This is a genomic window from Actinomadura viridis, assembly GCF_015751755.1.
Classification (GTDB): Bacteria; Actinomycetota; Actinomycetes; order Streptosporangiales; family Streptosporangiaceae; genus Spirillospora; species Spirillospora viridis.
In genome coordinates, this window is record NZ_JADOUA010000001.1 from 3000763 (window position 1) to 3022389 (window position 21627).

The following is a 21627-nucleotide window of genomic DNA, read 5'->3' on the forward strand; positions in this document are numbered from 1 at the left end:
CCTTCCGCCGAAACCCGGTACGTGCAGGTCAGGCTAGACCAGCCGGATCAAGGCGACCAGCCGGACATGCTGCGGCCGGTCGCCGGGTCACTCGGCCGGAGGCTCGAGCAGGTGCTGCCACGTGTGCAGGAGGATGAGCAGCTCCAGGTGGCGCTCGGGGGCGTTGAGCTCGCCGGAGAAGAGGTCCTCCAGGCTGGAGAGGCGGTAGCGCACCGTCTGGGTGTGGACGTTGAGGCGCTGGGCCGCGGCGGCGGCGTTCCGCCCGTTCTCCAGGTACGTGAGCAGGGTGGAGACGAGGCGCCGCCGCTGGTTCGGGTTGAGCTCCATCAGCGGCGCCAGCCGCTGCGGGATCGCGGCCTCGACCAGGTCGAGCCCGGCGGAGGCGACGAGCGTGGGCAGATGGTCGACGCAGCGGATCACGCCGCCGCCGGGGATCTTCCCTGCCTCGGCCAGCTCCAGGGCCCGGCGCGCCCAGTGCAGCGAGACGCCGCCGCGCGACAGGTCGACCGTGGGGCCGACCGCGGCCGGCAGGTCGCCCAGCCCGGCGAGCAGGTCGCGGTGCCCCGGCCGGTCGGCGTCGGGCACGACCAGCGAGGGCGCCTGGCTGTGCCAGTCGGCCAGGACCGGCGGAGGAAGCAGGGGCGGGGGCCGGTCGTCCCGCCGCCGCACCGCCACGACCGCGATCGTGGACGGCGGCCCCCATCCGCTGGAGCGCGCGAGCTGGGTGATCGCGACCCGGTCCGCCGGCCCGTCCGCGGTCAGCATGGCGTGCAGCCGGGCCCGCAGGTGCTCGCGCTGGCTGCCCGGCCGGTCGTGGACGCGGGCGTAGCCGCCGGTGGCCGCTTCGGAGATCGCGTCCAGGTAGGCGAACAGCGCCTCGATCAGCCGCCCCAGCGTCTCGTGCGGCCAGTCCAGCCGTGCCGCCTCCTTGGTGAACCGGCGGGCGGCGACCTGGCCGCACAGCCGCATCGCCGTCTGCAGGCCCTCCAGGCTTCGGCCCTTACGCGCCTCGTACGCGCCGATCTCCGCGTAGATCTCGCGCAGCGGCTCCCAGGAGGCGTCCGGGCTCGAGACGATCACCAGGAAGTCGCCGACGGCGCGGCGGACGGCGTGCCACATCTTCCGGCCGTAGTTGCTGCCGAGCGGGCGCGCGTACTCGGGGATGCGCCGCCGGATCGAGTCGATCATCTCGTGCGCGACGTCGTCCGCGGACGGGTGGAGCGGGCCGACCACCTCGGGAGGCAGGGTCCCCCAGAGGACGTCCGGCATGTGCACGACCCCGGTTCCCGGTCGCTCGCTCACGGTGCCTCCCGAGGCCGACGGTTCTTACTCGTAAGTAACCTCTTGTGATATCCAACTCGCCGTCCAACAGTCAAGGTGCGCCGGGCCCCGGCCGCGCGGGCCGTGCGGCTCCGCGCGGCCCCGCGCGAGCCCTTGCGGGGGTCACCGGACGAGGGTGGCCGAGTGGTCGGGAACGTAGTTCTGCGTGTCGCGCGAGGGCCGCCGGTACCCCTTCGAAGGCGGCCGGGGCGGCAGCTCCAGGGACGGGGTGGCGACGTCCTGGTACGGGATGGTGGAGAGCAGGTGCGCGATCATGTTGATCCGCGCCCGCCGCTTGTCGTCGCCCTCCACCACGTACCAGGGCGCCTCGGGGATGTCGGTGTGGACGAACATGTCGTCCTTGGCCCGCGAGTAGTCCTCCCAGTGGGTGATCGACTCCAGGTCCATCGGGGAGAGCTTCCAGCGCCGCATCGGGTCGGCCAGCCGGTCCTGGAAGCGCCGTTGCTGCTCGGAGTCGCTGATGGAGAACCAGTACTTGCGCAGCAGGATGCCGTCCTCGACCAGGAGGCGTTCGAAGGTCGGGCACTGGTGCAGGAAGCGCCGGTACTCCTGCTCGGTGCAGAAGCCCATGACGCGTTCGACGCCGGCCCGGTTGTACCAGGAGCGGTCGAACAGCACCATCTCCCCGCCGGAGGGAAGGTGCCCGACATAACGCTGGAAGTACCACTGTGACCGCTCGCGTTCCGTGGGGGCCGGCAGTGCCGCGATCCGCGCGAGGCGGGGGTTGAGGTACTGGGAGACCCGCTTGATGGCGCCGCCCTTGCCCGCGGCGTCCCGTCCCTCGAACACCACGACGACCCTGGCACCCTCGGCGCGCACCCACTCCTGAAGCTTCACCAGCTCGCCCTGCAATCGCAGCAGCTCGCGCTCGTAGGGCTTGCGGGGTAGCCTGCCCGCCTTGCCGTCTTTGCTCATCCCGCTTTTGTACCCCGCCGGACCCGGTTTCCGGGCCGGCCGTTCAGCCGGCGGCGCGCGGGGCGTACTCCAGGACGCGCTCGCCGAGCAGTTCCTCGATGACGTCCAGGAGCCGCAGCACGCCCTCGGCGATGGCGCCGGGATCCTCGCCGGCGGTGATGCGCCTGCCGATCTCGCCGAACACCTGGGCGTGGCACCAGCCGATCTGGCCGGCGACGAGCCGGGGGAGCGGGTCGTCCGGTGCGGACCCGGTCTCCTCGGCGAGGACCTCGGCGAGCGCGGCGGTCATCTGCTCGGCCAGGTCCTCCAGCCGCGCGATCAGTGTGGGCGCGCCGCGCATCATCTCGAAGACCCGCCCGAAGCCCTCGGCCAGGCCCACGGCGCGGTCGCGCCTCCGCACCTCCTCGCGCAGGCGGGCCAGGACCGCCCGCGCCGCGGTCTCGCCCGGCGGGCGTTCCCGGACGATGTCGGCGAGCCGCCGGGAGGACGCCTCGTCGGGCGGGAGGACCAGGTCCTCCTTGGACCGGAAGTGGTTGTAGACCGTGTTGACCGACACCTCCGCGGCCTCGGCGACCTCCGCGATGGTCACCTCGGCGAAGCCGCGCTCCACGAACAGTCCGGTGGCCACCTCGGAGATGTGCCGCCGTGTCCGCCGCTTCTTGCGCTCCCGCAGCCCTTCCGCCATGCGCGGCAGTCTAACCGCCCTGCAAAGTTTAAGTCGATTGCAACTTTGCAGTCGATTATGGTTTCATCCCGGCATGCCGTCACCCGCCATACAGACCCGGGCGCTGACCCGGACGTTCACGCTCAAGAGCGGTCCCGTGCACGCCGTCCGCGGCATCGACCTGACGGTCGGCCGCGGCGAGATCCTCGGCTTCCTCGGCCCGAACGGCGCGGGGAAGACCACGACCCTGCGCATGCTCACCACGCTGCTGCCGCCCACCGGCGGCGAGGCCGTGGTCGCGGGCCACGACCTGCTCGGCGATCCCGCCGGGGTGCGCCGGAGGATCGGGTACGTGGCCCAGTCCGGCGGCCTGGACCCCGCCTGCGACGTCCGGGAGGAGCTGGTCACCCAGGGGCGCCTGCACCGGCTGTCCAGGGCCGCGGCGCGGCACCGCGCGGAGGAGCTGGCCGGGGAACTGGACCTGACCGCGCTCCTGGACCGCCCGACCGCGGCGCTGTCGGGCGGCCAGCGCCGCCGCGTGGAGATCGCGCTCGGCCTGGTCAACCGTCCCGAGGTGCTCTTCCTCGACGAACCGACCACCGGGCTGGACCCCGGCAGCCGCTCGGACCTGTGGGACCTGGTCCGCCGGATCCGCGCGGAGAACGGCACCACGGTCTTCCTCACCACGCACCTTCTCGACGAGGCCGACGCCCTGGCCGACCGTGTCGTGGTCGTGGACGCCGGGACCGTCGTGGCCGAGGGATCGCCCGCCGACCTCAAGAGCCGCTACGCGGGCGATCCCGCGGCGAGCCTGCTGGACGCCTTCCTCGCCGTCACCGGACGCTGCCTGCCGGACGACCCCGAGCCCGTCGCCATCTGACCCGTCGCCATCTGACCCGCCGCTATCTGACCCGGCGTGCCTGACCCCCCGCGCCCCGACCCCGACCCCGACCGACCCGGCCCCGACCGACCTGATCTCGACCGATAACGGAACTCCGATGCCTCACCTGCTCGCCGACACCGGCGTCATCTTCGGCCGCCAACTCCGGGCCACGCTGCGCTCCAAGACGAACATGCTCTTCGGCATGCTCCAGCCGCTGCTCTTCCTCGCGCTGTTCGGCCCGCTGCTGACCGGCCTCAGCCTGGGGGACGGACGGTCCTCGTGGCAGACCCTCGTCCCCGGCCTGCTCGTCCAGCTCGCCCTGCTGGGCGGCTCCTTCGTGGGCCTCGGCATCATGATGGACCGCCATCTCGGCGTCATCGACCGGATGCGTGTGACGTCCATGCATCCGCAGGCGCTCCTGCTCGGCAGGGTCCTGCGTGACGTCGTCCAGCTGCTGGCGCAGTCCGCCCTGCTCGTGCTGCTCGGGCTGGCCTTCGGGCTGCGCGCCCCCGTGCTCGGCGTCCTGATCGGGTTCGCCTTCGTGGCCGTGCTCGCGGCGGCGCTGTCGGCCCTCTCCTATGGCCTCGCGATGAACGTCGGCTCCACGCCCGAGTTCGCGGCCATCACCAACACCGCGATGCTGCCGCTGATGCTGCTGTCGGGCGTGCTGCTGCCGATGAGCCTGGGGCCTGCCTGGCTGGACGCCGTCTCGCGCGCCGTGCCGTTCCGCTACACCGTCGACGCCGTCCGCGAGGCGTTCCTCGGGCACTACGCCGGCGGAGCCGTCGCGGGCGGCGCCGCCGTGACCGTAGCCCTGGCCGTGCTCTGCCTCTTCGCGGGCGCCCGCCTGTTCCGCCGGGCGGGGACGTGAGGACGGGCGGAGCCCCGATCAGGGCAGGGTGAGGATGCGGGGGCCGTCCTCGGTGACGGCGATGGTGTGCTCGATGTGGGCCGCCCGGCTGCCGTCGGTGGTGAAGAGCGTCCACCCGTCCGGCCCGACCCGATACTGGTCCCGCCCGCCGGCCAGGAACATCGGCTCCAGGGCGAGGGTCAGGCCGGGGCGGAGGGGGAAGCCGCGGCCGGGGCGGCCCCGGTTGGCGACGTGCGGGTCCTCGTGCATGCTGCGGCCGATGCCGTGGCCGCCGAAGTCGGCGGGCATGCCGTAACCGCCCGCGGCGGCGACGGCGCCGATGGCGTGGGAGATGTCGCCGAGACGGCCGCCGGCGAGCGCGGCGGCGATCCCCGCGTCCAGGGCCCGCCGGGTCTGGGCGATCAGTTCGAGGTCGTCCGGGCGGGGCGTGCCCACCGGGAAGGTGATGGCGGCGTCGCCCGTCCAGCCGTCGAGCGTGGCGCCGCAGTCGATGCTGACCAGGTCGCCGTCGCGGAGACGCCGGTCGCCGGGGACGCCGTGCACGATGGCGTCGTTGACCGAGGCGCAGATGACCGCCGGGAACGGGACGGGCGCGAAGGACGGCAGGTAGCCGAGGAAGGGCGAGGTCGCCCCGGCCTCCTCCAGCACCTCCCGCGCCACCTCGTCCAGTTCCCGCAGGCTCACGCCGACGCCCGCGGCCTTCTCGACGGCGGCCAGCGCCCGCCCCACGATCCGCCCGGCCTCGCGCATCGCGTCCACCGCCGCCGGAGTCTTGATCTCGACCATGCCCGTCACTCCCGGTTGTCCAATTACTATACCGGTATTAGTATCACAGTCATGGTGAGAACCCCCTTGACCCCGGCGGAGCGACGGCGCGGGGAACGGCTCGGCGCGCTGCTGCGCGATGCCCGTGGCCCGCGCAGCATGGTGGAGGTGGCCGCGGCGGCGGGGCTGTCGGCCGAGACGCTGCGCAAGATCGAGACCGGCCGGGCGCCGACCCCGGCCTTCTTCACCGTGGCGGCGCTGGCCGCCGAGCTGGAGATCTCGCTGAACGAGCTGGCCGCGTTGTGCGGCGCGGACGAGGACGAGGAGCGGGCCGGCCACGACGGCACCCTGTCGGCCTGACCGCGTCACCGGCCGGCCCATCCGGGCGCGGCCGGGCGGTGCGGGCGATCCGGACGCGGCCGGGCGGCGCGGGGCGGTGTGCTCAGGTGGCGCGGTGCGGTTCCAGGATCCGCAGGTAATCGACCAGCCGCACGCCGATGTCGAACGCGAGGTCGGGGTCGTCCAGGTCGGGGTCGAGCCAGGTCTCCGAGACCCGCCGCCAGGAGTCGCGGCCCAGGAAGGGCCCGGCGACCGCGTCCTCGCCCAGGGCCGGCCGCCAGCGGTCCTCGCGGGCCCGCAGCCGCCCGAGCGCCGCGTCGTTGTCGGACTCCTTGGGGTACTCGGCGTGGAAGCCGATCTCCACGGCGTACGCGCGGGCGCCGGGCGCGATGGCGGCGTCGATGACCTGCGCCTCGTAGTGCTCGCGGGCCGTGTCGGGGGACCCGTACCAGACCTTCACGCCGGTCCGGCGGACCAGGAGGCGCGGCTCTCCCGGGCCCCGGGGGGCCGCCCCCCGGACCACCTCGCCGACCTGCTCGAACAACCCCGTGTCCAGCACCCGCTACCTCCTTGGCGATCTTTCCGGGAAACCCCCGAGTATGCCGGGGCATTCCCGGCCGCGCGCGGAGTCCGGGGCGGGTGGCCGCCCCGGGACACGGGAACGTCCGCCGCACGACCGGAGCGGGCGTGCCGGCGGACGTCCGGCGGGGCCAGGCGGGGCTCAGTCGGTGGCGGCGACCTTGCCGGCCACGATGTCGTCGGCGAGCGGCAGCACCACGGAGGCGATCTGGCCGATGGTCTCCTCCGGGACGCCCGCCGCGGCCAGCGACGCCACCAGGTGCCCGGCGACCTTGTCGAAGTGCTTCTGCTCGATGCCGCGGCCGCGGTGCACGTCCTTCATGGTGGCGCCCCGGTACTCCATCGGCCCGCCGAGCGCCTGGCCGAAGAACTCGACCTGGCGGCCCTTGAGCTTGTTCAGGTTGACGCCCACGAAGAACGGGCTCAGCTCGGGGTCGGCCAGAACGCGCACGTAGAAGTCGTCCACCACCGCCACCAGGGCAGGCTCTCCGCCGATCGACTCGTAAACGCTCATGCGGGCTCCTCGGATCACTCAGACCACCGGACAAGGTCGTATGACCCCAGAAGCACAACGTTGAGCGATTGCCGGCCGATTACGCGCCCGTTAGGAGCGGGGCAAGGAATCTGCACACGTGCGACGCGGCGCTGTGAGTTCACCCTTACGGAGCGTGCCCGCCGCGGCGGCCCGGCGTCAGCCGGGGAAGGCCGGAGCGGGCAGGCCCTGCCCGGCGCCGGGGACCACCAGCAGGGACCCGGCGTGCTCCCCGCCGGGCGGGGTGTTCACCGCGGCGGTGGTGATGTAGAGGTCGCGCAGGTCCGGCCCGCCGAACGCGCACGCGGTGGTCTGGGGCGCGGGGACCTCGATGACGCGGTCCACCGCCCCGGACGGAGCGTGGCAGACCACCCGCCCCCCGCCCCAGACCGCGACCCACACGCGGCCTTCGGCGTCGACGGTCAGCCCGTCGGGTTCGCCCGGAGGGGGGATCTCCGCGAAGACCCGGCGGCCGCGGGGCGTGGCCGTGGCGGGGTCCCAGTCGAAGACGTCGACCCGGCCGGTCGGGGTGTCGACGTAGTACATCAGCCGCTCGTCCGGGCTCCAGGCGATGCCGTTGCCGATCGTCACGTCGTCCAGGATCACCGTGACCTGCCCGCCGGGCCGTACGCGGCGCAGGGCGCCCCCGCCGGGCCGCGCGTCGTAGCTCATGCTGCCCGCCCAGAGCGCGCCGTCCGGACCCACGGCCGCGTCGTTGCCCCGGCGGCCGTCCTCGGGCAGCTCCGCCAGCCAGCGGAACGCGCCGCCGGGCTCGTACAGGCCCACGCCGTCGCGCAGGTTGGCCACGATGCCGCCGCCCGCGCGCGGCTTGGCGGCGCCCACGTGCTGCCCGGTGTTCAGCAGGACGGTGTCCCGGCCCGTCGCCGGGTCGTAGGCGTGCACCTCGGCGCCGAGGATGTCCACCCACAGCAGCCTTCCCGCGGCCGGGTCCCAGGTCGGCCCCTCGCCCAGGGCCGCTCCGGCGGCGACGGCGATCTCGATCTCGGTCGGGGAACTCATCGGCATGCTCCAGGTGGCCGCGCGGCGCGGACGGGGGAGGGACACGGGGACGGCGACCGGACGGCCGGGCGCTCGCGGCGCCCGGCCGTCCGGGGGTGATCAGTGCCGCATGGTACGCCGGGTCACGGGCGTCCCGGCGGCGGCGTCGTGCGCGGGCCGGTCAGCGGGCCGGTCAGCGGGCGGAGAAGGCGTAGACGGTGGTGGTGTCGTACACCTGGCCGGGCCGCAGCGTGGTCGACGGGAAGCCCGGCTTGTTGGGGGAGTCGGGGAAGTGCTGGGTCTCCAGGCAGAACCCGTCACCCTGCCGGTACGCCTTACCGCTCGTCCCGACGAGGGTCCCGGCCAGGAAGTTGCCGGAGTAGAACTGAAGGCCCGGCTCGGTGGTGAGGACGTCCATGACACGGCCGCTCCGGGGCTCGGTGACCCGCGCGGCGCGGACGAGGCCGGGCCCACGGCGGTCCAGGACGTAGTTGTGGTCGTACCCCTGGCCGATCAGCAGCTGCGGGTGTCCCTCGCGGATGCGGTCGCCGATGGCCTGCGGACGGGTGAAGTCCAGGGGCGTGCCCCGTACGGGAGCGACCTCGCCGGTCGGGATGAGCGTGGAGTCGACCGGCGTGTAGCGGCTCGCGTCGATCTGGAGGCGGTGACCGTAGACGTCGCCGGATCCCTCCCCGGCCAGGTTGAAGTAGGTGTGGTTGGTCAGGTTCACCACCGTCGGCTCGTCCGTGGTGGCGCGGTAGCCGATGCGCAGCTCGTCGCGCGGGGTGACGGTGTAGGTGACGGTGGTCTTCAGCGTCCCGGGGTAGCCCTCCTCTCCGGCCGGGCTGGTCCGCGTCAGCCGCAGGCCCACGGTCCCGTCCCCCTGGACGGGCTCGGCCTGCCAGACCCTCTTGTCGAAGCCGGCGGCGCCGCCGTGCAGGCTGTTGGATCCGTCGTTGGCCGCCAGCCGGTGCTCGCGGCCGTCCAGCGTGAAGCGGGCGCCGCCGATCCGGTTCCCGTACCGGCCGATGATCGCGCCGAAGTACGGGTTGGCCTTCACGTAGGCGTCGCTCAGGTAGCCGGGCAGCGAGCCGAAGCCGAGGGCGACGTTGCCGGGCCGGCCGCTGCGGTCGGGCACGTCCAGGCTCTGCACGATGCCGCCGTAGGTGAGCACCCGGACCCGCATCCCGCGGCCGTTGCTCAGCGTGTAGCGGTCGATCCTCGTGCCGTCGGCGAGCGCGCCGAACGGCTCCCTGGTGATCTGGGGCCGGCCCGTTCCGGGCGGGGCACCCGCGGTGGCCGGGGTGGAGGCCGTCAGCAGCGCGGCGGCGAGCACCGCCGCGCCGGCCAGGGGTGGGAAGAACCTCATGACTCTCCTCTCGGAGGCTCTCGGGGATGGAGCGGAGCAGGGGAGCGGGACGAGCCGTGGGAACGCGGAGCGGAGAACGAACGGGGAGCGGGGGGCAACGGGGAACGGGACGACGAGCGGGTCAGCGGGACGACGAACGGGTCAGGGGACGACGAGCGGGTCAGTGGGAGGCCGAACGGGGGAGCGGGATCACCTCAGGACGGGGTTGCCGGCGCGGCGCTTGGTCCAGACGTCGAAGGCGACGGCGGCGAGCAGCACCACGCCCTTGACCAGCATCACCCGCTCGCTGGGCGCGCCGATCAGGGACATGCCGTTGTTGATCACGCCCATGATCAGGCCGCCGGTGATCGCGCCGACCACCTTGCCGACCCCGCCCTGGACGGCCGCGCCGCCGATGAAGGCCGCCGCGATCGCGTCCAGCTCGAAGGTGTTGCCGGCGGTGGGCCCGGCCTGGTTGAGCCGGCCGGCGAAGATCACTCCGGCCAGCGCGGCCAGCACGCCCATGTTGACGAAGATCCAGAAGACCACCGACCTGACCTTGACCCCCGACAGCGTCGCGGCCTGCAGGTTGCCGCCCACGGCGTAGATCCGGCGGCCGAACACCGCCCGGTTGGTCAGCAGCGTGTAGCCCAGCACCAGCGCCGCCAGCAGCACCAGCACCCACGGCAGGTTGCGGAAGCGGGCGAGCTGCACGGTGACCGCCATGATCAGCGCACCCGCCGCGGCGATCTTGAGCAGGAACACCGGCAGCGGGTCCACCGACTGCCCGTACCCCTGCCGGGCCTTGCGGGTCCGCCACTGCGCCACCGCCAGCCCGGCGACCGCCGCGAGCCCGGCCAGCAGGCTGAACAGGTCCGCCCCGCCCAGCACGCCGAGCCCGATGTTGCCGAGATACCCGGAGGTGAAGCCGTTCGACAGGGTGCGGACCTCGGTGGGGAACGGGCCGATGCCCTGGTTGCCCAGCACCGTGAGGGTCAGCGCGCGGAACAGCAGCATCCCGGCGAGGGTGACGATGAACGACGGGATGCCGAAGTAGGCGATCCAGTAGCCCTGCCAGGCGCCGATCAGGGCGCCGGCGCCAAGGGTGATCAGCAGTGCCAGCGGCCAGGCGACGTCGTGCTCGACCATCAGCACGGCCGCCACCGCCCCGGTCACCGCCACCACCGAGCCCACCGACAGGTCGATGTGCCCGGAGATGATCACCAGGATCATCCCGATCGCCAGGATCAGGATGTAGGAGTTCTGCACGATGATGTTGGAGATGTTCTGCGGCTGCAGGAGGTCGCCCCCGGTCAGCACGGAGAACAGCACCACGATCAGGGCGAAGGCGACGTAGATGCCGCTCTGCCGGATGTTGATCGAGATGCGCGTGGGGGGACCGCCCCCCGCCGTCCCCCGTCCGGCCTCGCCCGGTCCGGACGCGGCGGTGTCGGCGCTCGCGGGCGCGGTGCTCATCCGACCTGCTCCTGTTCCTTGGTCATATGGGACATGAGACGTTCCTGGGTGGCCTCCGCGCGGGGGACCTCGGCGGTGATCCGGCCCGCCGCCATCGTGTAGATGCGGTCGCACATGCCCAGGAGCTCCGGCAGTTCCGAGGAGATGAGCAGGATCGCCTTGCCCTCGTCGGCCAGCCGGTTGATGATCGAATAGATCTCGTACTTGGCGCCCACGTCGATGCCGCGGGTGGGTTCGTCCAGGATCAGCACGTCCGGATCGGTGAAGATCCACTTGGCCAGCACGACCTTCTGCTGGTTGCCGCCGCTGAGCTTGCCGGTCTCGCTCAGCACGCTGGGCGCCTTGACGTTCAGCCCGGTGCGGTACTCCTCCGCGACCCGGTACTCCTCGTGGCCGTTCACCCAGCCGCGCCGGGCCAGCCGGTCCAGGCCCGCGGCCGAGACGTTGCGCTTGACGTCCTCGATCAGGTTCAGCCCGTACCGCTTGCGGTCCTCGGTGGCGTAGGCGATGCCGTGCCGGATCGCCTCGCGCACCGAGCGCGCCTCGATCGGCTTCCCGTCCTTGTAGAGGCGCCCGGAGATCCCGGTCCCGTACGAGCGGCCGAACACGCTCATGGCCAGTTCGGTACGGCCCGCGCCCATCAGGCCGGCCAGCCCGACGATCTCGCCGCGCCGCAGCCGCAGGGCCGCCCCGGACACCACCGCCCGGTCGTGCCGGGCCGGGCTGTGCACCGTCCAGTCCTCGATCCGCAGCACCTCCTCGCCGATCCGCGGCTCGTGCGGCGGGAAGCGGTGCTCCAGGTCGCGGCCGACCATCCCGGCGATGATCCGGTCCTCGGTGACCGTGCCGGCGGACGGGTCCAGCGTCTCGATCATCCGCCCGTCGCGCAGGATGGAGACCGAGTCGGCGATGGCCAGCACCTCGTTGAGCTTGTGCGAGATGATCAGCGAGGTGATGCCCTCGTCGCGCAGCCCGCGTACCAGGTCGAGCAGGTGCGCGGAGTCCTCGTCGTTGAGCGCGGCGGTCGGCTCGTCCAGGATCAGCAGCCGCACCCGCTTGGACAGCGCCTTGGCGATCTCGACCAGCTGCTGCTTGCCGACGCCCAGGTCGGCGATCGGGGTCACCGGGTTCTCCGGCAGCCCGACCCGCTCCAGCAGGCGGGCGGCCTCGTGGTTGGTGCGGTTCCAGTCGACCAGCCGGAGCCCCGGCAGGAGGCGGCCGAGGCCGCCGCGGCCGCGGCCGTGCCGCGCCCGCCCGGACGCGTCCGCCCCGCCGCCGCGCCCCGCGCGCTCGTTGCCGAGGAAGATGTTCTCGGCGATCGACAGCTGCGGGCACAGCGCCAGCTCCTGGTGGATGATGACGATGCCGTGCCGCTCGCTGTCGTGGATGCCGGTGAACCGGCACGGCTCGCCGCCGAAGTGGATCTCTCCCTCGTAGGAGCCGTGCGGGTACACCCCCGAGAGCACCTTCATCAGCGTCGACTTGCCCGCGCCGTTCTCTCCGCAGATCGCGTGGATCTCGCCCCGGCGCACGGTGAGGTCCACGTCCGCCAGCGCGTTGACGCCGGGGAAGGTCTTGGTGATGCCGCGCATCCGCAGTATCGCGTCGGTCATGGCGGTCAGCCCAGCTGCGCCTGGGTGTAGTAGCCGCTGTCGATCAGCGCCGGCTTGACGTTGGACTTCTCGACGATGACCGACTGGAGCAGCTGGGAGGGGACGACCTTGACCCCGTTGTTGTAGTCGGTGGTGTTGTTGACGGCCGGCTTGCCGCCCTTGAGCAGGGTGTCGGCCATCTTCACCGACTCGGCGGCCAGCTTCCGGGTGTCCTTGAAGATGGTGGAGTACTGCTCGCCGGCCAGGATCGACTTGACGGAGGCGACCTCGGCGTCCTGGCCGGTCACCACCGGGTACGGCTGGCCGGGGGTGCCGTACCCGCTGCTCTTGAGCGCCGAGAGGATGCCGATCGACAGCCCGTCGAACGGCGACAGCACGCCGTGCACCTTGGCGCCGTCCCGGTAGGTGTTGGTGAGCAGGTCCTCCATCCGCTTCTGCGCCGTGGAGGGCTGCCAGCGCAGGATGGCGATGGGCTTGAAGTCGGTCTGGCCGCTCTTGACGACCAGGGCGCCCCGGTCGATGTACGGCTTGAGCACCGACATCGCGCCGTTGTAGAAGAACGTGGCGTTGTTGTCGTCGGGCGAGCCCGCGAACAGCTCGATGTTGAACGGCCCCTTGGCCGTGCCCTCGGAGCCGTCGGCGTTCTTCAGCTTCAGCCCGATCAGCAATGAGGTGGCCTGCTGCACGCCCACCTTGTAGTTGTCGAAGGTGGCGTAGTAGTCGACGTTGGGCGTCCGCAGGAGCAGCCGGTCGTAGGCGATCACCGGGATCTTCTTGTCCCCGGCCTGCTGGAGCTGGCTGGTCAGGGTGGTCCCGTCGATCGAGGCGACGATCAGCAGCCGGGCGCCCTTGGTGATCTGGTTCTCGATCTGGCTGGCCTGGGTCGGGATGTCGTCCTCGGCGTACTGCAGGTCCACCTTGTAGCCGAGCTTCTCCAGCGCCGCCTTGACGTTCTGGCCGTCGTGGATCCAGCGCTCGGAGGACCTGGTCGGCATGGTGACGCCGATCAGCGCGCCCTTGGTGTCGCCGGACCTGGCCTCCTTGTCGATCGTCTTCTCGGCGGAACCGCACGCGGCCGTCGCGGCGGCGAGGGCGAGGACGGATACCGCGGCGGTGAGGCGCCCGAGTCTCATGTCGTTCTCCTTTGGGGGGTGGAGGGTGGGTCGAACCGCAGGGGCTGGGCGTGGGTGGTCTCAGCGGGCCGGGAGGACCGCGGGCTCGGCGGCGGGCCGGACGGCGTCGCCGGCCGGGAACCGCCGCAGCGGGCCCGGATCGCGGGACCCGGGCGGCGACATCCCCTCGCCGGCCCCGAGCCGGGCGAGGGTGTCCAGGACGAGCCGGCCGCGCCGCACCCGCTCGCGGCCGGACTCGACCGCGGCGGGCAGCAGGTGGCGGCCGACCGGGTACAGGGGCGGCACGTTGCGCAGCCCGAACTTCAGGTAGATGGGGGCACCGCAGCGGATCAGCTCGGCCGCGTCGTACATCCGGACGTAGCCGCCCAGGTCGTCGGGGGCCTCGACGTAGAAGTCCATGGGCGCCGCGCTCATCGCGCGGATCTCGGCGAGCTGGAGCACGGTCAGGTCGCTGGGTACGTTGACCGAGTCGGCGCCCAGCCGTTCCCACACCGCGAACGAGGCGGGGTTGACCGGGCCGACCAGCGCCGACACCTTGAAGGTGGTGCCGGCCGGCAGCCGCCCGGCCGAGCGCAGCAGATGCAGCGTCCACAGCACGCCCTCGTCGGCGACCAGCAGCGAGCGCACCCCGAGCGCCGCCGCCCGCTCCGCGTCCTCCACGCACTGGGCGAGCTGGTCGCGGCCGCGGGCGCGGGGGCCCGAGCCCGCGTAGGAGCGCGCGCCCGCGCCCGGCTCCCACGACCCGCGGGGCCCGAGGAACAGGCACAGCTCGATGCCGCGTTCCGCGCACCCGGCGACCATCTCCGAGATCTCGGCGTCGGTCAGCATCCACACGCCGCTGCCCTGGCTGACGCGGTGGAGCGGGACCTCCAGCCGCGCGCTCTCGGCCAGCACCGCCTCCAGCACGGCCGGGCCCTCGCAGGAGGGCAGCTCGGTGCGCCAGGCGCCGCCGTCGGGGAACCGCCGCGCGGAGGACGGCGCGGGCTCGGGCGGCGGCGGGAACCCCAGGTCGCGCAGGGCGTGCTCGCCGGGCGGCCGGGGGCCGTCTCCGGTCGCGTGGCCGGGGAGCGGGTCCATCGTTCCTTCACCTCTTCCGTTCGGGGGCGTACGGGGCCGGAGCGGTTAGGGCAGGCCGGGGCGGAGCAGCACCTTGCCCGCGCCGGGGGCGGCGCTGAGCCGGAGCGCCTTCTCGAAGTCGTCCAGCGGCAGCTCGTGGGTGATCAGGGAGGCGGGGCGCAGGACCCCGGTGCCGAACGCGCGCACCGCGTACGACCAGTCGGCGGGGCCCGCGCCGAACACCGTGCGCACCGACAGCGCGCGGGTGACCAGCAGCGTCGTGGGCACCGCGTCCGCCGGGTCGGCGGGGATGCCGGTCAGCGCCACCCGGCCGCCGCGCCGGGCCAGCGCGACCGCCGCGTGCGCGGTGCCGGCGCCGCCCGCGGTCTCCACCACCACGTCGAACCCGCCGGACGGCGCCTGGCCCGGCCGGTACGCCTCCGTCGCCCCGGCGGCCAGCGCGGGCCCGTCCCGCTCGGCGCGGGGATCGATCGCGACCAGCCGGGACGGCGACGCGGCGGCCAGGAACTGCAGCGCCAGCATGCCGAGCGTCCCGGCGCCGACCACCGCGGCCGTCTCGCCGGGGCGCAGCGCCGCGTGCCGGACCGCGGCGGCGATCACCGCGGCGGGCTCCAGCAGCGCCGCCGCCCGCAGGTCGGCGTCGGCCGGCAGCACGTGCAGCAGCCGGGCCGGCACCACCAGGTGGTCGGCGAACGCCCCGGGACGGGTGAACCCGGTCTCGTCGTACCCGCGGACGCAGAGGTTGGGGGCGCCGTCGCGGCAGTGCGCGCAGCCCTGGCAGCCGTGGAAGCCCTCACCGACCACCTTGGCGCCGGTCAGCGCCGGATCGGCGCCCGGGCCGGCCGCCAGGACCGTCCCGGACCACTCGTGCCCGGGGACGACCGGGTACGAGGCGAAGTCCGCCGGGCGGGTGCCCTCGTACAGCTCGCGGTCGCTGCCGCACAGCCCGGCGGCGCTGATCCGCACCAGCGCCTCGCCGTGACCCGGCTCGGGCGGGCCGGACCGGGCCACCCGGAAGCGGCCCGGCGCCTCCACCACCACCGACCGGCTCACCTGCCACCGCCCCGCCGCCCGGTGCCCTCGCGCAGATGCCAGTCCTCGGCGAACAGGTCGAAGTCGGCGTCGCGGCGCGGGAACGCCGCGACCGCGTCCAGGTCGAGCTCCACGCCCAGGCCCGGAGCCTCGGGCACGGCGAAGTGGCCGTCGACGACCTCGGGCGCGCCGCGGGCGACGCTCTTGATCGCGGCGTCGGCGAAGTCGTTGAAGTGCTCCAGGATCATGAAGTTGGGCACGCACACGCCCAGCTGGAGGGTCGCGGCGGTCAGCACGGGGCCGCCCACGTTGTGCGGCGCCAGTTGCACGTAGTAGGTCTCGGCGGTGGCGGCCAGCTTGCGGGTCTCCAAGATCCCGCCCAGATGGCCGACGTCGGGCTGGATGACGTCGGCGGCCTGCAGCTCCAGCAGCTCCCGGAACTCGATCCGGTCGTGGATCCGCTCGCCCGTCGCGATCGGCAGGCGGGTGTGCCCGGCCACCTTGGCCAGGGCCTTGAGGTTCTCCGGCGGGCACGGCTCCTCCAGCCAGCCCGGCGCGTACGGTTCCAGCAGCCCGGCCAGCCGGACCGCGGTGGCGGGGGAGAAGCGCCCGTGCATCTCCACCAGCAGGTCCCGGTCCGGTCCGATGGCGTCCCGCACGGCCTCCACCAGCGAGACCGAGCGCATCGTCTCGCCGTGGTCGAGGTCCATCCGGCCGGCGCCGAACGGGTCCAGCTTGAGCGCCCGGTACCCGCGCTCGACCACCTTCAGGGCGGCCGCGTGGAACTCCTCGGGGGTGCGGTCGACGGTGTACCAGCCGTTGGCGTACGCCTTGACCCGGTCCCGCACCTTCCCGCCCAGCAGCCGCCACACCGGCTGGCCGAGCGCCTTGCCGACGATGTCCCAGCAGGCCATCTCGACGCAGGCGATGCCGGACATCACGATCTCCCCGGCCCGGCCGTAGTCGCCGTACTTCATCCGGTGGACCAGGTCCTCGATGTCGAACGGGTCGCTGCCGGCCACGTGCCGGCGCCCGGCCTCGGCCAGGTACCCGATCAGGGCGTCGGTGTGGCCCAGCATGCGGGCCTCGCCCACTCCGGTGAGCCCCTCGTCGGTGTGCACGGTGACGTACGTGAGGTTGCGCCAGGGCGTCCCCACGACATGTGTGGCGATCTTGGTGATGCGCACGGAATCGCTTCCTTGACTCGCGTTGGCTCAACTAGCGCTTGCTTGCGTTAGCGCTAACAAAACTGGGGTCGGGGATGCTCTCGCCGGGACGGTGGTCGTGGTGGTCGTCGGGTGGTGGTCGTCGGGGACGGTCCGGGCGGCCGGGAACGGCCGCCCGTCAGGGGCCGGACGGGCGGATCGCCGTGCTCTCGCGTACGACGAGTTCGGGCTCGACGGTGCGGCGCGGAGCGCCCTCGGCACCGGCGATGCGCTCCAGGAGGAGCTGGAAGGCGTGCCGTCCCACCTCGCCGAACGGCTGGCGGACGCTGGTCAGCGGGGGCGCGAAGTACGGGGCCTCCGGTACGTCGTCGAAACCGGCCACGCTCACCTCCTCGGGGACGCGCCGTCCGGCCTCGCGCAGCGCGCGCAGCAGGCCCAGCGCCATCGGGTCGTTGGCGGCGAAGACCGCCGTCACCCGCGGGTCGGCGGCCAGCAGCCGCCCCTGCTCGTAGCCGGAACGGGCGCTCCAGTCGCCCTGTAGCGGAACGGGGACCTCCCGGCCCTCGGCCTCCAGGGCCGAGCGCCATCCGGCGACCCGCTCGCTGGCGTCGATCCAGTCGCTCGGGCCGGCCACGTGCCAGACGGTCGCGTGGCCGAGGCTGAGCAGATGCCGGGTGACCCGGACCGCCCCCGCGTGATGATCCACGGCCGCCACCGGCACCGGCAGTTCGCCCCCGGCGCCCACGACCACCGCCGGGAAGTCCGGCGGCAGCCCGCGCAGCCCCTCGGCCGCCGACTCGTGCGGCGCGATCACCACGATCCCGTCCACCGACTGCGAGCGCAGCCGTTCCACCGCGTCCTGGATGGACCGGCGGGTCAGCGAGCTCACGCTGGCGATGCTGACCATGTGCTCGGCGCCGCGGGCGGCGCGCTCGATCCCGTAGAGCGTGGAGGCGGGGCCGTACAGCGTGGTGTCGAAGGCGACCACGCCCAGGACCTGGGAACGGCCGGTGACCAGCACCCGCGCGGCCGAGTTCGGCCGGTAGTCCAGCTCGCGCATCGCCGCCATGACCCGGCTGCGGGTCTGCGGGCGGACCTTCTCGGGGGAGTTGAGGACCCGGGAGACCGTCATCGCCGAGACGCCGGCCAGCAGCGCGACGTCCTCCATGACCGCGGCCCGGGGCCGCCCGGCGGGGGCCGTGCCGGCCGTGCCGCTCGTGCCGCCGGGCCCGGCCGGGGAGGAGGGGTCCCGGCGGGGGGCGGCGGTCCCGTCCATGCCCGCTTCCTCCGCGGGGGGCGGGGGCGGCGGGACGGTCATGTGAGCTCCTTCACTCCGGGGCGGCCGAGCCTGATGTTTGCGCTAACGCGAAGCGCTGTCAATACCCCGGGCCAGACTCGTGATAGCGCGAACATCCCGGCAGGGCAAGGCGGAGGGGCCCGACCAGCGTCGACACGTCCCCGAAAGAGGTGGAGGCCGGCGGCCCTCGCGTCCCGCCGTCAGGCGCCCGCGCGGGCCGGTGCCCGGCCTCCCGCCCCGGAACGGGTCAGCCCCCGACCGGCATCGCCTCCCGCGCCCGCTCCGCGGTCTCCCGCATGCGCTCGCGGGCGCTCACCGGCCCCCACTGCTCCTCCAGGCGCATGGCACAGCCGAGCGCGAAGAACGTCGGCGCCCACTCGCCCACGAAGATCCCCCACCGGTCCGCGCGGGCGATCCCGTCCGGCTCGGCGTTCATGGACATCGACCACGACGCGATGGCCGCGCCGATCGAGGCGAACCCCAGCCCGTACATCACGTTGGACGACAGTCCCATCTTGTGCAGCATGCCGATCATGTGCCCTCCCTGGCCATCGGTCCTGTCTTGCCTGCAAGGGCGTGTTTTCCCGGGGTCGGGGCGGCTATGGCAATGCCCGGGCCAAGGTTGATCGCGCAGTGGGTGGTGGAGTGGTGGAGTGGTGGGTGGTGGCGCCGCCGGGTCAGCGGGCGGGGCGGCCCCCCGCGACGTCCGCGGCACCGGTTGAGGAACCGGTTGAGGAACCGGTTGAGGAACCGGTTGAGGCATCGTGTGAGGCACCGTCCGGTGCGCCGGCGCCCGCCTCCGGTCCGGCGACGAAGGGACGGCCCCCGCCCGGCACGCCGGTGCGGACCTCGCCGTCGCTCTCGTAGGCGAAGGCGAACGGGACCCCTGCGGCGACGAGGTCGCTCCGGGCGTCCATCAGGTGGAAGTGCAGGTGCGGCTCGGAACTGTTGCCCGAGTTGCCCACCTCGCCCAGGACGTCGCCGGCCCGGACCCGCTGTCCCTTCGCGACGCGCGGCGAGCCGCGCCGCAGGTGGGCGAACACCGCGTACACGCCGTCGCCGAGGTCCAGGACCACGTGGTTGCCCAGGATGAACCGGCCGGCCGACAGGGTCAGGAAGGACAGCAGCTGCCGGAACAGCATGCCCTCGATCAGCAGGTAGACCAGGGCGGGCCAGGAGTTGCGGCTCCAGTGGTCGCGCTGCCGCCCGCCGACCCGGACCACCACGCCGTCGGCGGGTGCCATGATCGGCTGCCCGAACGCCGGGAAGGTCTCGGGGCGGGCCGCGATCGGGCGGCGCCGCAGCGCCGTCCACTCCACCGCCGGGTCGGGTACGTGGACCAGGTCGATCGCGTAGGTCTGTCCCAGCTCGTGGGTGCCGTGGCTGGGGACCTTGTCGGCGGGGCTGTTGACCGGCACCCAGCGGCCGTGCACGGGGCTGCGCAGGACGACCGGCTCGCGCCCCGGGCCCCGGATGGGGGCGAACGAGAGCACCAGTCCGAGCACGATGACGGCGATCCCCGCCAGTGGGAGCGTCTCGTTCCCCTGGAAGAGCAGGCCGAACGTCAACGCCATGCCCAGAATTATGAGAAGTGTCCTGAGCTTTGCCAGTCTCCGGTACATCGCGGGCCTCTGTTTCGTGGAGTCGTTCCAGGGGCTCAGCGGCGGGCCGCCGCGAGCATGGTGAGGATGGGCACCACCCGTTCGCCCGGCACGGCGTACTGGCCGCGCGCGGTGGTGCGCAGCCAGCCGGCCGCCACCAGCTGGCGCAGATGGTGGTAGAGCTGCCCCGTCGTGCCGAGGCGTTCGTGCGCGGCCAGCTCGGCGGTGGTGCGGGCGCCGTGCAGGATCTCCCTGAGCAGCAGCAGCCGGACCGGATGCGCGAGCGCGGTGAGGGCGTCGGCGGCCTGCGACCAGTCGTCGGCGAGCAGGTCCGCCGCCGGATGGCCCTGCTGCCACTCGTAGTGCTCGCCGGAGGGCAGCGTGACGGTGCCGGTGAACAGCACCGCCCCGGCGTCGTCCGCGCGTTCCTTCAGGGCCTCCAGGGCCCAGAACGCGTCGGGGCCGGCCACCTGGTGGTCCTCGGCCGCGCCGGCCGGGGAGGCGGGGGACGGGGAGGTGAGGGACGAGGAGGCCGGCGGTGCGGCGCCCTCCAGCCGCGCCACGCGCTCCTCCAGCCGTGCGACCCGCCCGGCCAGGTCGTCGTCCGCGTCGGTCGTCATGACTCCAATATTACGTAAGAACGTAATTTCATCAAGCCGGGCGCGAGACGGCGCGGGCCGAGGGACGTCGAGGTCCCGCTCGGCGGCCCGGGGCACGCCGTAGAATGCGGGTTCCATGCCGGTTCCTCCCGAACTCCTGCTGCCGTTCCTGGCGGCCTCGCTGCTGGTGACGGTCATCCCCGGGGCCGACATGGCGCTGGTGACCCGCCAGGTCCTCCTCGGCGGCCCCGCGCTGGCGCGGCGCACCGTCCTCGGCAACCTCACCGGGCTCCTGGTGCACGGCGCCGCCCTCGCCGCCGGGCTGTCGGCCCTGCTCGTGGCGTCGGCGGCGGCCTACACCACGGTCAAGTACGCCGGTGCCGCCTACCTCGTCTGGCTCGGCGTCCAGGCGATCCGGACCGCGCGCGAGCCGGCGCCCGCCGGCGCGGCGCCCGCCGGTCCGCGGGACGCCGCTCCCGCCGGGCCCGGCGCGGGCGGCAGGGCGGGACGCGGCGCGTTCCTTCAGGGGCTCGTCAGCACGGTGCTCAATCCCAAGCCCGCGCTCTTCTTCCTGACCTTCCTGCCGCAGTTCGTCGACCCCGGGCGCGGGGTCCTCCCGCAGACGCTGACGCTCACGGCCGTGCACGTCCTCGTCGGGCTGGTGTGGCTCACGGCCTACGCCCACCTGGTCGGCCGCGCCCGGGCCGTCCTGACCGCCCCGCGCGTCAAGGCGTGGCTGGAACGCACCACCGGCGCCGTGCTCATCGCGCTCGGCGTACGGGTCGCCTTCGAAAGGCGCTGAGAGGCCGGGAGGGCGCGGGCGCCGGGCGGTGCTCAGCCGCGCCGGGCCGCGCGATGGCCTCCCGCGCGGCGGCGTCCTGCCGGTCCGGAGTCGAGCCGGACGATCGAGCCGTTCAGCAGGGTGGCGAAGGCGGTCCAGCCCGCGTAGGGGAGCAGGAGCAGCCCGGCCCGCCGGTCGGCCCGCGCGGCCCGCCTGGCCAGCAGCAGGTTGGAGACGTTGAGCGCGAGGATCTCGGCGAAGGCGCCCCGCGGGGAGCGCGCCCTGAAGAACAGCGGAGGCCAGGCGGCGTTGAGCGCCAGGTTCACCCCGAACGCCCGCCACAGCGCCCGGCGCTCGGCGCCGTCCGCCCGGTCGATCGCCCGCGCGCCGGCGTAGGCGATCAACCCGTACAGCGGCGTCCAGACGATCCCGTACACGGGTGGCGGCGGCTGCCAGGACGGCTTGCGGAGTTCGGCGTACCAGCGTGATCGCGGGTCGGTGCCCAGGGCTCCGGCGGTGGCGGCGGCCGTGACCATCGACGCCGTGCCCAGCAGGGTTCTCGCGTGCGTCATGCCCGGCTCCTACCCGATTCCGGCCCGAGTCCGGCCCGGTTGTG

23 protein-coding genes are annotated in these 21627 nt (G+C 73.5%); 4 read left to right on the forward strand and 19 right to left on the reverse strand.

The window, feature by feature from the left end; genetic code table 11:
* Window positions 1-87: 87 nt before the first annotated feature.
* From IW256_RS13470 to IW256_RS13480, 3 genes are all read right to left on the reverse strand, one after another.
* A complete protein-coding gene (locus IW256_RS13470) occupies window positions 88-1302 on the reverse strand; it encodes a PucR-like N-terminal domain-containing protein (RefSeq protein ID WP_307828882.1) in 1215 nt (404 codons plus the stop codon).
* Window positions 1303-1443: 141 nt separating this feature from the next.
* On the reverse strand, window positions 1444-2256 hold the full coding sequence (gene ppk2, locus IW256_RS13475) for a polyphosphate kinase 2 (RefSeq protein ID WP_197011285.1): 813 nt from the start codon (window positions 2254-2256) through the stop codon (window positions 1444-1446).
* Window positions 2257-2299: 43 nt separating this feature from the next.
* Complete coding sequence (locus tag IW256_RS13480; RefSeq protein ID WP_197011286.1) at window positions 2300-2941, reverse strand: TetR/AcrR family transcriptional regulator; 642 nt, start codon at window positions 2939-2941, stop codon at window positions 2300-2302.
* A 73-nt stretch (window positions 2942-3014) separates the two neighbouring features.
* Here IW256_RS13480 and IW256_RS13485 point away from each other — a divergent pair, with 73 nt between their 5' ends.
* Together IW256_RS13485 and IW256_RS13490 are read left to right on the forward strand one after the other, a co-directional pair.
* Complete coding sequence (locus IW256_RS13485; RefSeq protein ID WP_231403766.1) at window positions 3015-3800, forward strand: ABC transporter ATP-binding protein; 786 nt, start codon at window positions 3015-3017, stop codon at window positions 3798-3800.
* A 118-nt stretch (window positions 3801-3918) separates the two neighbouring features.
* Window positions 3919-4674 carry an ABC transporter permease gene (locus tag IW256_RS13490; protein ID WP_197011287.1) on the forward strand — a complete coding sequence of 252 codons (756 nt, stop codon included), beginning with the start codon at window positions 3919-3921 and terminating at the stop codon, window positions 4672-4674.
* An 18-nt stretch (window positions 4675-4692) separates the two neighbouring features.
* On the opposite strand, the gene map is transcribed toward IW256_RS13490, so the two are convergent.
* Window positions 4693-5460, reverse strand: a complete 768-nt coding sequence (gene map, locus IW256_RS13495) for a type I methionyl aminopeptidase (protein ID WP_197011288.1) — start codon at window positions 5458-5460, stop codon at window positions 4693-4695.
* 51 nt (window positions 5461-5511) lie between these two features.
* On the opposite strand from map, the gene IW256_RS13500 reads away from it, so the two are divergent.
* Window positions 5512-5799 carry a helix-turn-helix domain-containing protein gene (locus IW256_RS13500; protein WP_197011289.1) on the forward strand — a complete coding sequence of 96 codons (288 nt, stop codon included), beginning with the start codon at window positions 5512-5514 and terminating at the stop codon, window positions 5797-5799.
* Between the two features lie 82 nt (window positions 5800-5881).
* Here the strand turns inward: IW256_RS13500 and IW256_RS13505 are convergent, their stop codons facing one another.
* From IW256_RS13505 to IW256_RS13570, 14 genes are all read right to left on the reverse strand, one after another.
* On the reverse strand, window positions 5882-6337 hold the full coding sequence (locus IW256_RS13505) for a hypothetical protein (RefSeq protein ID WP_197011290.1): 456 nt from the start codon (window positions 6335-6337) through the stop codon (window positions 5882-5884).
* Window positions 6338-6499: 162 nt separating this feature from the next.
* A complete protein-coding gene (locus tag IW256_RS13510) occupies window positions 6500-6871 on the reverse strand; it encodes a group I truncated hemoglobin (RefSeq protein WP_197011291.1) in 372 nt (123 codons plus the stop codon).
* Window positions 6872-7048: 177 nt separating this feature from the next.
* Window positions 7049-7909, reverse strand: a complete 861-nt coding sequence (locus IW256_RS13515) for an SMP-30/gluconolactonase/LRE family protein (RefSeq protein ID WP_197011292.1) — start codon at window positions 7907-7909, stop codon at window positions 7049-7051.
* A gap of 172 nt (window positions 7910-8081) precedes the next feature.
* Entirely contained in the window at window positions 8082-9257 is a 1176-nt protein-coding gene (locus tag IW256_RS13520; protein WP_197011293.1) for an aldose epimerase family protein, read from the reverse strand.
* A gap of 189 nt (window positions 9258-9446) precedes the next feature.
* Window positions 9447-10712: a multiple monosaccharide ABC transporter permease gene (mmsB, locus tag IW256_RS13525; protein ID WP_197011294.1), complete on the reverse strand. Its 1266-nt coding sequence runs from the start codon at window positions 10710-10712 to the stop codon at window positions 9447-9449.
* Window positions 10709-12325, reverse strand: coding sequence for a sugar ABC transporter ATP-binding protein (locus tag IW256_RS13530; protein WP_197011295.1), 1617 nt, complete (start codon window positions 12323-12325; stop codon window positions 10709-10711). The genes mmsB and IW256_RS13530 overlap by 4 nt, the downstream gene beginning before the upstream one ends.
* 5 nt (window positions 12326-12330) lie before the next feature.
* Window positions 12331-13458, reverse strand: coding sequence for a multiple monosaccharide ABC transporter substrate-binding protein (chvE, locus tag IW256_RS13535; protein WP_197011296.1), 1128 nt, complete (start codon window positions 13456-13458; stop codon window positions 12331-12333).
* A 60-nt stretch (window positions 13459-13518) separates the two neighbouring features.
* On the reverse strand, window positions 13519-14535 hold the full coding sequence (locus tag IW256_RS13540; protein ID WP_197011297.1) for a hypothetical protein: 1017 nt from the start codon (window positions 14533-14535) through the stop codon (window positions 13519-13521).
* A 45-nt stretch (window positions 14536-14580) separates the two neighbouring features.
* Entirely contained in the window at window positions 14581-15588 is a 1008-nt protein-coding gene (locus tag IW256_RS13545; RefSeq protein WP_197011298.1) for a zinc-dependent alcohol dehydrogenase, read from the reverse strand.
* Window positions 15585-16754, reverse strand: coding sequence for a mandelate racemase/muconate lactonizing enzyme family protein (locus IW256_RS13550; protein ID WP_197011299.1), 1170 nt, complete (start codon window positions 16752-16754; stop codon window positions 15585-15587). The genes IW256_RS13545 and IW256_RS13550 overlap by 4 nt, the downstream gene beginning before the upstream one ends.
* A 157-nt stretch (window positions 16755-16911) precedes the next feature.
* Entirely contained in the window at window positions 16912-18051 is a 1140-nt protein-coding gene (locus IW256_RS13555; protein WP_231403767.1) for a LacI family DNA-binding transcriptional regulator, read from the reverse strand.
* Window positions 18052-18277: 226 nt separating this feature from the next.
* Window positions 18278-18565 carry a hypothetical protein gene (locus tag IW256_RS13560; protein ID WP_197011300.1) on the reverse strand — a complete coding sequence of 96 codons (288 nt, stop codon included), beginning with the start codon at window positions 18563-18565 and terminating at the stop codon, window positions 18278-18280.
* Window positions 18566-18707: 142 nt separating this feature from the next.
* Entirely contained in the window at window positions 18708-19604 is an 897-nt protein-coding gene (locus tag IW256_RS13565) for a M23 family metallopeptidase (RefSeq protein ID WP_231403768.1), read from the reverse strand.
* A gap of 83 nt (window positions 19605-19687) precedes the next feature.
* Window positions 19688-20251: an ArsR/SmtB family transcription factor gene (locus tag IW256_RS13570; RefSeq protein WP_197011302.1), complete on the reverse strand. Its 564-nt coding sequence runs from the start codon at window positions 20249-20251 to the stop codon at window positions 19688-19690.
* 115 nt (window positions 20252-20366) lie between these two features.
* On the opposite strand from IW256_RS13570, the gene IW256_RS13575 reads away from it, so the two are divergent.
* The gene (locus IW256_RS13575) at window positions 20367-21032 is read left to right on the forward strand and encodes a LysE family translocator (protein WP_197011303.1); all 666 of its coding nucleotides are present in this window, start codon (window positions 20367-20369) and stop codon (window positions 21030-21032) included.
* A gap of 32 nt (window positions 21033-21064) precedes the next feature.
* Here the strand turns inward: IW256_RS13575 and IW256_RS13580 are convergent, their stop codons facing one another.
* A complete protein-coding gene (locus IW256_RS13580; RefSeq protein ID WP_197011304.1) occupies window positions 21065-21583 on the reverse strand; it encodes a TspO/MBR family protein in 519 nt (172 codons plus the stop codon).
* Window positions 21584-21627: the final 44 nt, after the last annotated feature.